Genomic DNA, 13,093 nt, shown 5'->3' with positions numbered 1-13,093 from the left:
GTAGCTCCATATAGACCGAGGCGCCCGCCACGAAATGGCGGGCGCCTCGGGTCGAAGCAGGACAGATCAGTCGTTCTTCATCAGCTCGCGGGCGTTGCGCTCCAGGTCGTCGAGGCCGCCGCACATGAAGAAGGCCTGCTCGGGGAAGTGGTCGAACTCGCCCTCGCTGATCTTCTTGAACGCCTCGACGGTGTCCTTGATCGGCACGAAGGAACCCTCGATACCGGTGAACACCTTCGCCGCGTACGTGTTCTGCGACAGGAAGCGCTCGATCCGGCGGGCCCGGCCCACCGTGATCTTGTCCTCTTCGGAGAGCTCGTCCATGCCGAGGATGGCGATGATGTCCTGCAGGTCCTTGTAGCGCTGCAGGATCCGCTTGACCTCGGACGCCACCGCGTAGTGCTCCTGGCCGACGAACTCGGCGGCGAGGATGCGGGACGAGGACGCCAGCGGGTCCACCGCCGGGTAGATGCCCTTGTCCGAGATGGACCGCTCCAGGTTTGTGGTCGCGTCCAGGTGGGCGAACGTGGTGGCCGGCGCCGGGTCGGTGTAGTCGTCGGCGGGCACGTAGATCGCCTGCATCGAGGTGATGGCCTGGCCACGGACCGAGGTGATCCGCTCCTGCAGCTCGCCCATCTCGTCGGCCAGGGTCGGCTGGTAACCCACGGCGCTCGGCATGCGGCCGAGCAGCGTGGACACCTCGGAACCGGCCTGGGTGAACCGGAAGATGTTGTCGATGAACAGCAGCACTTCCTGCTTCTGCACGTCGCGGAAGTACTCGGCCATCGTCAGCGCCGACAGCGCGACCCGCAGACGGGTGCCCGGCGGCTCGTCCATCTGGCCGAAGACCAGCGCGGTCTTGTCGATGACGCCGGTCTCGGTCATCTCCAGGATCAGGTCGTTGCCCTCACGGGTGCGCTCACCCACGCCGGCGAACACCGAGGTGCCACCGAAGTTGTTGGCGACCCGGATGATCATCTCCTGGATGAGCACCGTCTTGCCCACGCCGGCACCGCCGAAGAGGCCGATCTTGCCGCCCTTGACGTACGGGGCGAGCAGGTCGAGCACCTTGATGCCGGTCTCCAGCATCTCGGTCTTCGGCTCGAGGTCGGCGAACGCCGGGGGCTTGCGGTGGATCTCCCAACGGTCCTTGACCTCGAGCTTCTCGCCCTCCTTGAGGTTGAGGCACTCGCCGATCGCGTTGAACACGTGGCCCTTGGTCGCGTCGCCGACCGGCACCGAGATGCGCTCGCCGGTGTCGCTCACCTCGGCACCGCGGACCAGGCCGTCGGTGGGCTGCATCGAGATCGCGCGGACCATGTTGTCACCCAGGTGCTGGGCGACCTCCAGGGTCAGCTTCTTGTCACCCTCGGCGAGCGACACGGTCACGTGCAGCGCGTTGAAGATCTCGGGCATCGCGTCGCGCGGGAACTCGGCGTCGACGACCGGGCCGATGACCCGGACCACGCGGCCCGTAGCGGTCTTGGTCTCTACTGGAGCAGTCATCACACTTCACTTCCCGCCGCGGCGAGCGCGTTGACGCCGCCGACGATCTCGCTGATCTCCTGGGTGATCCCGGCCTGACGCGCGGAGTTCATCTGCCGCGTGTAGTTCTGGATCATCTCTTCCGCGTTGTCCGTCGCGCTCTTCATCGCGCGCCGGCGGGCCGCCGACTCGCTCGCCGCCGATTCGAGCAGGGCTGCGTAGATGCGCGTGTTGATGTACTTGGGCAGCAGCGCGTCGAGCAGCGCCTCCGCCTCCGGCTCGAACTCGTACGCCGGGAGCAGACCCTCCGACCGGGGCCGGTCCTCGACCTCCATAGGACCGATGATCCGGGTAGTCGGCGCCTGCGTCATCAGCGACTTGAACTCCGTGTACACGATGTGCAACTCGTCGACACCCTGCACGCCGTCCGGACCGGAGTGGTCCTCACCGTCGTCGGCGCCGTGGGTGAACGCCTTGATCAGCGTCTCGCCCACCTCGCGCGCGTCGGTGAAGGCCGGCTGCTCGGAGAAGCCAGTCCAGCTCGCCTCGATCGGGCGGTTGCGGAAGCGGTAGTACGTCACGCCCTTGCGGCCGATGACGTACAGAACCGGCTCCTTGCCGTCCTCCCGCAGGCGCGCCATCAGCGACTCGGCCGTCTTGATCGCGTTGGAGCTGTAGCCACCGGCCAGGCCGCGGTCGCTCGTGATGAGCAGGACGCCGGCCCGCCGCACCTGGGGACGCGCCGTCAGCAGCGGGTGGTCGACGCTGGCGTTGGACGCCAGCGCCGTCAGCACGCCGGTGATGGCCTGGGCGTACGGCAGGGACGCCGCCACCCGCGCCTGGGCCTTGGCGATCCGGCTCGTGGCCACGAGCTCCATCGCCTTGGTGATCTTCTTCATCGACTTCGCCGAGCGGATCCGTTGACGAAGAACACGAACCTGGGCCGCCATGGGTCGTCCCTACTACTTCTCGGTCGGGGTGTCGCGGTAGCGGGTGACCTTCTCGGTCTCCTCGTCACCCTCCAGCGCCTGAGCGTCCGCCTCGCGACCGATCGGGCTGGTCTCCTTCGCCAGGAACATCTGCTTGAACTTCACGATCGCCTCGTCGAGGCCGTTCGTGATGTCGTCGTCCCAGTTGTTGTCGGCGATGGACTGCAGCGTCGGCTTGTACGAGTGGCGCAGGAACTCGAGGAACTCCGCCTCGAAGCGCCGGACCTCGCTCACCGGAACGTCGTCCAGCTTGCCCTCGGTGCCGGCCCAGATCGAGACGACCTGCTCCTCCACCGGGTACGGCGAGTAGTTCGGCTGCTTGAGCAGCTCGACGAGGCGCGAGCCCCGCTCCAGCTGGGCGCGGGAGGCCCGGTCGAGGTCGGACGCGAACGCGGCGAACGCCTCCAGCTCGCGGAACTGGGCCAGGTCCAGGCGGAGCCGGCCGGCCACCTTGCGCAGCGGCTTGACCTGCGCGGCGCCGCCGACCCGGGAGACCGAGGTACCGACGTTGATCGCCGGACGCACGCCCTGGTTGAACAGGTCGGACTCCAGGAAGATCTGGCCGTCGGTGATCGAGATGACGTTCGTCGGGATGAACGCCGAGATGTCGTTGGCCTTCGTCTCGATGATCGGCAGGCCGGTCATCGAGCCGGCACCCATCTCGTCGGAGAGCTTCGCGCAGCGCTCCAGGAGGCGGGAGTGCAGGTAGAAGACGTCACCGGGGTACGCCTCGCGGCCCGGCGGGCGGCGCAGCAGCAGCGACACCGCGCGGTACGCCTCGGCCTGCTTGCTCAGGTCGTCGAAGACGATGAGCACGTGCTTGCCCGCGTACATCCAGTGCTGTCCGATGGACGAGCCGGCGTACGGAGCCAGGTACTTGAAGCCGGCCGGGTCGGAGGCGGGCGACGCGACGATGGTGGTGTACTCCATCGCGCCGTGCTCTTCGAGGATGCCCTTCACCGACGCGACAGTGGAGGCCTTCTGGCCGATCGCGACGTAGATGCAGCGCACCTGCTTGGCCGGGTCGCCGGACTCCCAGTTGGCACGCTGGTTGAGGATCGTGTCCAGCGCGACGGTGGTCTTGCCGGTCTTGCGGTCGCCGATGATCAGCTGCCGCTGGCCCCGGCCGATCGCGGTCATCGCGTCGATGGCCTTGATGCCGGTCTGGAGGGCTTCCTTCACCGGCTGGCGGGCCATGACGTTGGGCGCCTGGAGCTCAAGCTCGCGGAAGCCCTCGTTTTCGATGTCGCCGAGACCGTCGATCGGCTGGCCGAGCGGGTTGACCACGCGGCCGAGGAACTTGTCGCCGACCGGCACCGAGAGCACCCGGCCGGTGCGCTTGACGCTCTGGCCTTCCTCGATGCCGGCGAACTCGCCGAGGACCACCACACCGATCTCGCGGACGTCGAGGTTGAGCGCCACGCCCAGCGTGCCGTCCTCGAACTCCAGGAGCTCGTTGGCCATCGTCGAAGGCAGGCCCTCGACGTGGGCGATACCGTCGCCGGCGTCGGTGACGGTGCCGACCTCCTCGCGGGAGATGTCGGGCGTGTAGGAGGAGACGTAGCGCTCCAGGGCGCCGCGGATCTCCTCCGTAGAGATGGTCAGCTCGGCCATCCTCAGCTTCCTTCTGGGTTCGAGTGGTACAAAGCGGGCCTTAGCGCTTCGCGAGCGCGTTGCGTGTGTCGGTGAGCCGGCGCAGGACCGTGCCGTCGTACAGGTCGGAGCCGACCCGCACACTCATCCCGCCGAGGATCTCCGGCCGCACAACCTGCTTTACGGAGACCTCTCGACCGTACAGTTCGGCGAGCTTGGCGCCCAGCCGGCGCTCTTCCTCGTCGGTCAGCGGGGCGGCCACGGTGACGTACGCCACCTGGCGGTCCCGCCGGTCCGCGGCGAGCTCGACCAGCCTGGTCAGCGAGCCGTCGAACGAGCGCCCGCCGAAGCCGGCCAGCGCCACCTCGACCAGCCGGACGGTCACCGGCTTGGCCTTGCCTTCGAGCAGCGCCCGCGCGAGCGTGGCCCGCTGAGCCGCCGGTGAGACGACGTCGCCCAGCGCACCGGCCAGCGCCGGGTCGGCGGAGACCACCTGCCCGAAACGGAACAGCTCGTCTTCCACCTCACCGAGGTCGCCAGCCCGGTCGGCGCTGGCGAGTAACGCCTCCACGCCGAGCCGCTCGGTCGCGTCCAGCAGCTCGGACGGCGCCGACCACCGTCCGGCCACGAGCGCGCCGGCCATCTCGACCGCCGGCTTGCCGACCTTGTTGCCCAGCAGGCTGGACAGCAGCCCTTGGCGGTCTTGACCGCTGCGGGCCGGGTCCGAGAGCGCCCGGCGCAGCCGCGGCTCACGCCGCAGCAGGTCGGCCACCGCGAGCAGGTCGCCGGCGGTACCGGCGATCGTCTGCGGGTTGGCCCGGCGGGCGTGCGCCTCCAACCGCTCTGCGGCGGCGGTGTACGACTCCCGGCTCGCTACCTGCATCAGCGGGCCCCGGTGCTCTCGAGGTCGGTCAGGAAGCGCTCGACCGTGCCCTTGCGCCGCGCCTCGTCGGCCAGCGACTCGCCCACGATCTTGCCGGCCAGGTCGACGGCAAGCGTGCCGACCTCGGTCCGCAGCTCACGGACGATCGTCGCCCGCTCTGCCGCGAGCTGCTCCTTGCCCGCCGCGATGATGCGGTCGGACTCCTCCCGCGCCTTCGCGAGAACGTCCTGCCGGATGCCCTCGGCGTCTGCGCGCGCGTCGTCCCGGATCCGGGCGGCGTCCGTACGGGCCTCGGCCAGCTGTGCCCGGTACTGCTCGAGCAGCTGGTTTGCCTCGGCCTGCGCCGCCTCGGCCCGCTGGATGCCGCCCTCGATGGCCTCGACCCTCGCCTGGAAGGTCTTCTCCATGCGCGGGAAGACGAACTTCATGAGGATGAAGCACAGCAGGGCGAAAGCAATCGTGCCGACCACGATCTCTTGCCAGATCGGGATGATCGGGTTGTGCTCCTCGCCCCCTCGGCGGCGAAAAAGTACATCGGAACCTCCGTTCGGAAGGCTGTCAGCCAGCCCAGATGAAGCCGAACGCGATGCCCAGCAGGGCGAGCGCCTCGACCACGGCGAAGCCGATCCAGACGAACGGCTGGGTAAGGCGGGACGACTCGGGCTGACGCGCGGTCGCCTGCACGTAACTGGCGAAGATCAGACCGACACCGATGCCGGGGCCGATAGCGGCCAGGCCGTAGCCGATCGCGGCGGTGCTACCCGTGATCTCAGCGAGTGGCATAGCTGTACTTCCTCCTGGTTATCGCGGCGTGTTAGTCACGCGCGGGACGACGGAACTAACAGATCTCAGTGCTCTTCGGCGAGCGCGCCCTGGATGTAGCTGGCCGTCAGCACGGTGAAGACGTACGCCTGCAGGACGATGACCATCGCCTCGAGGAACGTCAGCGCGATCGCCATCAGCCAGGACAGGAGCGACACCGGCGCGAGCCACGCGTTCGAGTTGAGCATCACGAACCCGCCGAGCGTGAACACCAGCAGGATCATGTGGCCGGCGAACATGTTCGCGAAGAGCCGGACCGCCAGGGTGAAGGGGCGGAAGATGAACGTCGAGACGAACTCGATCGGAATCAGCAGCGGCAGGATGAACCACGGCGCCGGCGGGATCAGCGAGTTTCGCATGTACTTCGCGAAGCCGTGCTGCCGGATGCCGACAACGTTGAAGAGCACCCAGCTGATGATCGCCAGGATCGCCGGGAACGCGATGTGCGAGTTGGGCGACATCTGGATGCCCGGGATGATGCCGAAGAGGTTCGTCAGCAGCACGAAGCAGAAGAGCGTCGTCAGGTACGGCGCGAACCGCACGCCCTCGTGCCCGATCAGGTCCTTGGCCACGCTGTTGCGCACGAAACCGTAGATGGACTCAGCGATCCACTGGCGCTTCGTCGGCACAATCTTGGGGTCCCGGTAGGTAACCAGGAAGAAGATGATGAGGGCCGCGACGGCCACCCACACCAGCACAGTGACCTTGGTGAACCAGGGGTCAGCGCCCTCGACGATCGGCGGCAGGAAGAAGTCTTCCACGCTCGGCGGCCACGGGATCTCCGCCGCAATACTGCTGCTCACAGCGCCACGCCCTCCTCTAGACGCCCAGCCGGCGGACTACCAGGTAGATGCCCCGGCCGCGCCGACCACCGCCCCGATCCCGATCGGCACTCCGCCGAGATCGAGCCATTGGTCGACCAGCCAACCGGCGAAGCTCCACACCGCGATTCCCGCGATGAGGTAGCTGATCGCCACCCACCCCTGCCCGGCGCCGCCGCCGTCAGGAGGTTGGGGGGATTGGTCACCGGCCATGACGCGCCGAACCATATCAGGGAGGGTTTTTGAGGGTGCGACTCACCCCCCACGCAAGAGCCTTGTGCGGGCCGCTGAGAGACTGGAGTCGTCTGTGCCCGTACGCTACTCCTCAAAGGCAAGTCCGGCCGCCCACCGTTCGCCGGGTGTTCGCCAAATGCATGAGACGCCCGTCACTCCACAGCGGCTTGTCTATATTTCGGCCAAACCCGGGCCAGCCACCAGATGTGGACGCCGGTCCAGGCCACGATGCCCGCCGCTACACCCCAGCCGAAGGGCACCAGACCCGCCCAGTCGCTGGCACCGGCCAGGACCAGGACGCCGCCGAGCGCGCTGTACTTCATGATGTAGAGGCCGACGCCGAACGGCAGTACCAGCCGGGGATTCTGCTTGTCGGCCCAGGCGAGCACCACTGTGGACAGTGTGAAGCTGGCGCTGGGCAGGGCCACGCCGACCGCCGCGCCGAGCGCACCGGCGCCGCCGCGGGTCAGCCCACCGATCACCGCACCGGCGAGGATCGCCACCGCGCTGGTGACCAGCAGGATGGGCAGGTGGCGCAGCCGCCACCGCCCGTCGTCGGCGGCCACCGCGCCAGGCGCGGCCTGATCCTGGGCGGTCATCGGGGGTACGCCGGAAAGGCGTGCACCAGATCGGTGACCTCGGTGCGGACGTCGCGGAGCGCCTTCTCCCCGTCGCCGGGTCGGCGCGCACCGCCTTGGCGATCAGCCCGGCGACCTGCCGCATCTCCGCCTCCCGCATGCCTTGTGTGGTGACGCTCGGTGTGCCCACCCGGATCCCGGACGCCACCATCGGCTTCTGCGGGTCGTACGGGATCGCGTTCTTGTTGAGTGTGATGGCCGCGGCGTCGCACCGCTCCTCCGCCTCCCGCCCGGTGACGCCCACGTCACGCAGGTCGATCAGCGCCAGATGGGTGTCGGTGCCACCGGAGACGGGGCGCATCTCCTCGGCTGCCAGCCCGGCGGCGAGCGCCTGGGCGTTCTTGACCACTTGTGACGCGTACCCCTGGAAGTCGGGCAGCGACGCCTCGCGGAGGGCGACGGCCTTGGCGGCGACGGCGTGCATCAGCGGCCCACCCTGGGTGAATGGGAAGACCGCCTTGTCGATCCGCTCGGCGAGCCCGGCGCGGCACAGGATCATGCCGCCGCGCGGGCCGCGCAGGACCTTGTGGGTGGTGAAGGTCACGACGTCGGCGTGCGGCACCGGCGACGGGATCGCCTTGCCCGCGACCAGCCCGATGAAGTGGGCGGCGTCGACCAGCAGGTACGCGCCGACCTCGTCCGCGATCTCCCGGAACTTGGCGAAGTCGATGAGCCGCGGGTACGCGGTGGCGCCGCAGATGACCATCTTCGGCCGGTGGGCCAGCGCGAGGTCGCGCACCTCGTCGTAGTCGATCAGCTCGTTGTCCTTGCGCACCGTGTACCCGACGGTGGAGAACCACTTCCCGGAGAAGTTCACCTTGCTGCCGTGGGTCAGGTGGCCGCCGTGCGGCAGGTCCATCGCGAGCACGGTGTCGCCCGGCTGGAGCAGCGCCGCGTACGCCGCGAGGTTGGCGCTGGCCCCGCTGTGCGGCTGGAGGTTGGCGTGGTCGGCGCCAAAAAGCTCCTTGGCCCGTGTGATGCCGATCTCCTCGGCCTTGTCGACCTCGGCACATCCGCCGTAGTAGCGCCGGCCGGGGTAGCCCTCCGCGTACTTGTTCGTCAGCGTGGAGCCGAGCGCGGCGAGGACCGCGGGCGAAGTGAGGTTTTCGCTCGCGATGAGCTGGAGCCCGCCGCGCACCCGGTCGAGCTCACCGAGCACGACCGCGGCGATCTCCGGGTCGGTGGCCTCGAGCGCACTGAAGTCGGGCCCCCAAAACGCGCTCATGCCCGTCCTCGCTTCGCTGCGGGCGGGCACGAGACTCCCCACGGGCTGTGCCTGATGATTCGCTCGCTCCGCTCGCTCATTGAATCAGTCTATTCAGGGCCTCTCCGGCCGTCCGGCCCGAAGGCGATGCCGGTACCCGGAGGGCTGAAGTCCTCCCGCGGCTGCCCGGACAGCGCCGAGGCCATCGTGCGGGCCACCGCCACGATCACGTCCCGCTGGATCGCCGACCCCACGTGGTCGCGCGGGTCGTCGGGGTTGGCGGCGATCGAGGCGACCGCGAGCTGCGGGGTGAACCCGACGAACGACTCGGTCGAGGCGTCCTCCGAGGTACCGGTCTTGCCCGCGACCGGCCGCCCGCCCAGGATCTGCGAGACCTGTTCGGCGGTACCGCCGTCGCAGCGGCCGTAAGCGGACTGGTCACCCACGGGGCAGCGGGCCGCGTCGGTGGCCGCGCGGGCCACGTCCTCGCTCAGCACCCGCTCGCACTTCGGGTCGCCGGCGGCCACCTTCTTGCCGGACGGGTCGGTGATCGACAGCACCGGGGTCGGCTGGCAGTGCACGCCCTCGGCGGCCACAGTCGCGTACGCGTTGGCCAGGTCCAGCGGCGTGGTGGCCGCGACGCCGAGCGTGAACGAGCCCCAGCCGGCCGCGTTCTCCTTGGCGAAGTTCGCGTCGCTGTCGGCCCGGAACGTGATGCCCAGCCGCTGCGCCATCTCGACCACCTTGTCGGCGCCGACCTGCTGCTCCAGCCACACGAAGTACGTGTTGACCGAGCGGCCGAAGCCGGTCCACATCGTGCGGTGGCCATCCATCCACGACGGGTTGGCGTTGCTCGGGCACCACTTGCCGTCACAGCTGCCCTCGCCGCTTGCCGGGTACTGGGAGACGAAGCGGGCCGGCGCGTCGAAGCCGGTGTCCAGGCTCCGCCCCGACTCCAGTGCCGCGAGCATCGTGAACAGCTTGAACGTCGAGCCGGCCTGGTAGCCGTCGATCGCGCCACCGCCGGCCACCAACTGGTTGGTGGTGTCATCGAGGCTGTAGTGACGGTTGACGGCCATTGCGAGCACACGCCCGGTGCCCGGTTGCACGACGGCCATCGGCGCGGCGCGGTCGTTGCCGTACCCGTACACCTCCAGCACGTTGCTCTGTGCCGACTTCTGGATGTCCGGGTCGAGCGAGGTGACCACGCTGTACCCGCCCTGCAGCAGGTTGCGCTCGCGTTCCTGCGGCGTCGCGCCGAACTCCGGTTGGGCCATCCACCACTGCTTCACGTAGTCGCAGAAGAAGCCCCAGCTGTTGTTGCTCGACGCGGTACAGCCGCTGGGCAGCTCGGTCGGCTTGAGGCGGAGCGGCTCGGCCTTCGCCTTGGCGGCCTGCGCGGGGGTGATCTTTCCGGTGCGCGCCATCGAGTCCAGCACGTACGCCCGGCGCGACAGCGCCCGCTCCTTGTCGCCGCCGATCGGGCTGTCGCCGTCGGGCGACTGCACCAGACCGGCCAGCAGTGCCGACTCGGCGAGCGTCAGCTTTGCCGGCTCCTTGTCGAAGTAGCGCTCGCTTGCCGCGGCGATGCCGTACGCACCGGCGCCGAAGTAGGCGATGTTCAGGTAGCGGCTGAGGATCTCCTGCTTGGAGAGCTCCTGCTCGAGCGCGACCGCGTACCGCATCTCCTGCAGCTTGCGGCCGGCGGTGTCGGCGGTGGCCTCCTCGCGCTGCTGCGGGGTGAGGCCGGGGTCGGTCTTGAGGACGTTCCGGACGTACTGCATCGTCAGCGTCGACGCGCCCTGCTCGACCTTGCCGCCGGTGCCGTTGGCCACGAACGCGCGGATGACGCTGCGCAGGTCGACGCCGCCGTGCTCGAAGAAGCGGGCGTCCTCCGCCGCCACGATCGCCTGCTGCATCGCCGGTGCCACGTCGTCTAGGGGCACGTCCTCGCGGTTGACGTCGTAGAAGCTGGTGATCAGCGTCTTGCCGTCGTTGGCGTAGAGGTACGAGCGCTGCGCGGGCGGCGGTGTCTTCAGGTCGCTCGGCAGGTCCAGGAACGCGTCGCTGGCGGACTTCGCGGTCAGCGCGAACACCGCGTTGGCCGGGAAGACGGCTGCGGCGACGGCAAGGCCGGCGAGCACACCGCAGAGGACGAGGGTCAGAAACTTGGACAGCAGAGACCGGACACGCACCCGCCAAGACTTGCCGTCCAGAGCCTGGGTAAACCACGTCTGGGGCGGATTGTCAGGTAACTCTCAGCGGCGCATCCGTCGCAGGAACACCGCGAAAAGGGCGCCGAGCACGACGATCACCGCCGCGCCGCCGCCGATCAGCGGGAGCGCGCTCGTGCTGGAGACGGGCTCCGGCCGAGCGGCGGGTGGGGCGGGCGCCTCCGTCGCGGGTGGTGCCTCGCTGGCCGGCGCGGCGGCGGGCTCCGGCGCGGGCTTGGTGGCCTCCGCGGCCTTCGCGGGCTTGGCCGCCGGCTTGGCGAAGATCACATCGGAACACGAGTAGTACGTGTCCGGAGTGCTCGAATTCTGCCAGATCGTGTAGATCAGGTGGCGTCCGCTCTTGTTGGCCGGAAGCGCGCCCTTCATCCGGTACGCACCGTCACGGAACGCTGGGTCCTCGACCGACAGGAACGGCTTGCTCTCCACGTCGGACCAGGCCAGCGGCCGCTTCGGGTCGTAGCCGTCGCGGGTGACGTAGAGCTTGAACGCGCCCTCGTGGCGGATCGTGCTCCGGTACGCGAACGCGAAGCTCGCGCCCGAGGTCAGCCGCGTCGCCGGCCAGTCGGCGCGGGCAAGGTCCAGCCCCGCGTACCGCTCGATGCCCGCGCTGCACAGCTTGCCGTCCGGGATCACCTCGCGATCCCGCCCCTCGACACCGGGCAGGCGCAGGTTGTCCCAGTCACGCCACTGCTCGCGGCCGCTCTCCGCGAGGGCCGCACGGCAGGCCGCCGAGGCGGCGCTCGCACCCTCGGTGCCGCACGCGGCCAGCCGGCTCACCGGGCTGGTGAGCGCGCCGTGCGCCTGAGCGGCCTGCGGGACGGCCAGGATCACCACCGCTGCCGCGGCGAGCGCGGAGAGCACCTTCACGGGCTGGGGTACGTAGCCGGGCGCCCTACCGTTCAAGCGCGGCGGCGATCTGGTCCGCGGTGATCGGCCCCTGGCGGAGCACCTCGGGCGCCGGCCCGGTCAGGCGTACCAGCGTCGAGGCGGCCGCGTACCTGACGGCCGCCTTGTCCTCGACCACCGGTATGTCGTGCGCATCGCCCCACGGCAGCTCTTCGAGCAGGTCACGGTCGAACGGGCGGGTCTCCTCGCCGGAGCGGTTGAGGCTCGTCGCGGTGATCGGCGCGTCGAGCGTGGCGATCACCTGCAGCGTGGCCGGGTGGTCAGGCACCCTGATCCCCACCGTCCCGCCCAGCGTGACCATCTCGTCCGGCAGCGCGCCCGTCTGCTGCGCCACGACCGTCAGCGGCCCCGGCGTGAACGCGCCCATCAGCCGGCGGGCGTCCGCCGACAGCCGCGCGTACCGGGCGGCCATGCCGATCGACGCGCAGGCCACGTGCATGGCGTGCGCGTAGTCGCGCTCCTTGACGTCGAACGCCGCCCGCAGCGCGGGCAGTGATGTGGCCAGCGCCGCCAGCATGTACCCGGTCTCGGTGGGGAGCACCGCGAGCCCGCCGTCGCGCAGCCGCCCGGCCACGAACTCTGCGTCGCCGAGCCGGAGCAGTCCGGACTGCGTGGCGGGGGCGAGGAAGTTGAACCGCTGCTGCATTCGAAGGAGCCTAAGCTCAGGCGGCCGGCTCTGGCATGAGCGCGCGGGCGAGCGGGTCGAGCGTGTCCTCGATCTCGTCAGCCACCCGGGTGAACGCCTGGTCGCCGCGGCCCCACGGGTCGTCGAGGTCGTCGGCGGCCGTCGGCGAGGTGCTGCCGCGTGCGGCGTTGACCGCTTCGACCAGCGCCACACCCCGGTTGTACACGGCGTCGGGCGTGGGCCCCGAAGGCGGCAGGGTCGACAGGTCGACGGTGCCGAGCAGGCGCCCGAACTCGCCCAGCACGAACGTGCGCGCGGCCGCGTCGGGGCGCAGCGCCACCACGTACTCCTGCTGGTCTGCCGTCGCCGTGAGGACGAGGTCGGCGGCGTCGATCTGGTCCGATCGCAGCTTGCGCGCGACGAACCCGGCGGGATCGCCACCGCGGGCCCGCACCTGGCGCGCGGCCGGCGGGTTCATCTCCTCGCCGGCGTGCCAGCCGCCGGTGCCGGCGCTGTGGCTGTGCAGCAGCTCCTCGGCCGGCGGCACCGTGCCCGCCTTGGCCAGCCGCTCCCGGACGGCGCGGTCGAGCAGCCGCTCGGCCATCGGTGAACGGCAGATGTTGCCCATGCACACATGCAGGACGGTGAACGGCGGCACG

The 13,093-nt window shown here is 69.7% G+C and carries 12 protein-coding genes and 2 pseudogenes; all 14 read right to left on the bottom strand.

Annotation, left to right across the window (positions count from 1 at the left end; genetic code table 11):
* Positions 1-66 precede the first annotated feature (66 nt).
* Positions 67-1,506, bottom strand: a complete 1,440-nt coding sequence (atpD, locus tag Phou_RS44830) for a F0F1 ATP synthase subunit beta (RefSeq protein WP_173070067.1) — start codon at positions 1,504-1,506, stop codon at positions 67-69.
* Positions 1,506-2,435 carry a F0F1 ATP synthase subunit gamma gene (locus Phou_RS44825; RefSeq protein ID WP_173070065.1) on the bottom strand — a complete coding sequence of 310 codons (930 nt, stop codon included), beginning with the start codon at positions 2,433-2,435 and terminating at the stop codon, positions 1,506-1,508. The genes atpD and Phou_RS44825 overlap by 1 nt, the downstream gene beginning before the upstream one ends.
* 12 nt (positions 2,436-2,447) lie before the next feature.
* Positions 2,448-4,088: a F0F1 ATP synthase subunit alpha gene (gene atpA / locus Phou_RS44820; protein WP_173070063.1), complete on the bottom strand. Its 1,641-nt coding sequence runs from the start codon at positions 4,086-4,088 to the stop codon at positions 2,448-2,450.
* Between the two features lie 40 nt (positions 4,089-4,128).
* Positions 4,129-4,950 carry a F0F1 ATP synthase subunit delta gene (locus Phou_RS44815; RefSeq protein WP_173070061.1) on the bottom strand — a complete coding sequence of 274 codons (822 nt, stop codon included), beginning with the start codon at positions 4,948-4,950 and terminating at the stop codon, positions 4,129-4,131.
* Complete coding sequence (locus Phou_RS44810; RefSeq protein ID WP_246274799.1) at positions 4,950-5,444, bottom strand: F0F1 ATP synthase subunit B; 495 nt, start codon at positions 5,442-5,444, stop codon at positions 4,950-4,952. The genes Phou_RS44815 and Phou_RS44810 overlap by 1 nt, the downstream gene beginning before the upstream one ends.
* A 64-nt stretch (positions 5,445-5,508) precedes the next feature.
* Positions 5,509-5,733, bottom strand: coding sequence for an ATP synthase F0 subunit C (locus Phou_RS44805; protein ID WP_173070059.1), 225 nt, complete (start codon positions 5,731-5,733; stop codon positions 5,509-5,511).
* A gap of 65 nt (positions 5,734-5,798) precedes the next feature.
* A complete protein-coding gene (atpB, locus tag Phou_RS44800; protein ID WP_246274621.1) occupies positions 5,799-6,575 on the bottom strand; it encodes a F0F1 ATP synthase subunit A in 777 nt (258 codons plus the stop codon).
* 16 nt (positions 6,576-6,591) lie between these two features.
* Positions 6,592-6,806: pseudogene (locus Phou_RS44795) on the bottom strand (AtpZ/AtpI family protein).
* A gap of 173 nt (positions 6,807-6,979) precedes the next feature.
* Positions 6,980-7,426 (bottom strand): hypothetical protein, encoded by a 447-nt coding sequence (locus Phou_RS44790; protein WP_173070057.1) that lies wholly within the window; start codon positions 7,424-7,426, stop codon positions 6,980-6,982.
* Positions 7,423-8,690: pseudogene (gene glyA, locus Phou_RS44785) on the bottom strand (serine hydroxymethyltransferase). Before glyA ends, Phou_RS44790 begins: the two are co-directional and overlap by 4 nt.
* 89 nt (positions 8,691-8,779) lie before the next feature.
* A complete protein-coding gene (locus Phou_RS44780; RefSeq protein WP_173070055.1) occupies positions 8,780-10,864 on the bottom strand; it encodes a transglycosylase domain-containing protein in 2,085 nt (694 codons plus the stop codon).
* Positions 10,865-10,927: 63 nt separating this feature from the next.
* Positions 10,928-11,806 carry a lytic polysaccharide monooxygenase auxiliary activity family 9 protein gene (locus tag Phou_RS44775; protein WP_218579595.1) on the bottom strand — a complete coding sequence of 293 codons (879 nt, stop codon included), beginning with the start codon at positions 11,804-11,806 and terminating at the stop codon, positions 10,928-10,930.
* Positions 11,796-12,455, bottom strand: a complete 660-nt coding sequence (locus tag Phou_RS44770; RefSeq protein ID WP_173070053.1) for an L-threonylcarbamoyladenylate synthase — start codon at positions 12,453-12,455, stop codon at positions 11,796-11,798. Before Phou_RS44770 ends, Phou_RS44775 begins: the two co-directional genes overlap by 11 nt.
* Before the next feature lie 16 nt (positions 12,456-12,471).
* Positions 12,472-13,092 (bottom strand): arsenate reductase/protein-tyrosine-phosphatase family protein, encoded by a 621-nt coding sequence (locus Phou_RS44765; RefSeq protein WP_173070051.1) that lies wholly within the window; start codon positions 13,090-13,092, stop codon positions 12,472-12,474.
* Position 13,093 lies beyond the last annotated feature (1 nt).

Source organism: Phytohabitans houttuyneae (assembly GCF_011764425.1).
Classification (GTDB): domain Bacteria; phylum Actinomycetota; class Actinomycetes; order Mycobacteriales; family Micromonosporaceae; genus Phytohabitans; species Phytohabitans houttuyneae.
This window is presented reverse-complemented; position numbering and strand designations above follow the sequence as displayed.

Coding starts and splice junctions, on each gene's coding strand:
- atpD (WP_173070067.1), bottom strand. CDS start 1,506: ATGACTGCTCCAGTAGAGACCAAGACCGCTACGGGCCGCGTGGTCCGG.
- atpA (WP_173070063.1), bottom strand. CDS start 4,088: ATGGCCGAGCTGACCATCTCTACGGAGGAGATCCGCGGCGCCCTGGAG.
- Phou_RS44815 (WP_173070061.1), bottom strand. CDS start 4,950: ATGCAGGTAGCGAGCCGGGAGTCGTACACCGCCGCCGCAGAGCGGTTG.
- Phou_RS44825 (WP_173070065.1), bottom strand. CDS start 2,435: ATGGCGGCCCAGGTTCGTGTTCTTCGTCAACGGATCCGCTCGGCGAAG.
- Phou_RS44805 (WP_173070059.1), bottom strand. CDS start 5,733: ATGCCACTCGCTGAGATCACGGGTAGCACCGCCGCGATCGGCTACGGC.
- Phou_RS44770 (WP_173070053.1), bottom strand. CDS start 12,455: ATGCAGCAGCGGTTCAACTTCCTCGCCCCCGCCACGCAGTCCGGACTG.
- Phou_RS44790 (WP_173070057.1), bottom strand. CDS start 7,426: ATGACCGCCCAGGATCAGGCCGCGCCTGGCGCGGTGGCCGCCGACGAC.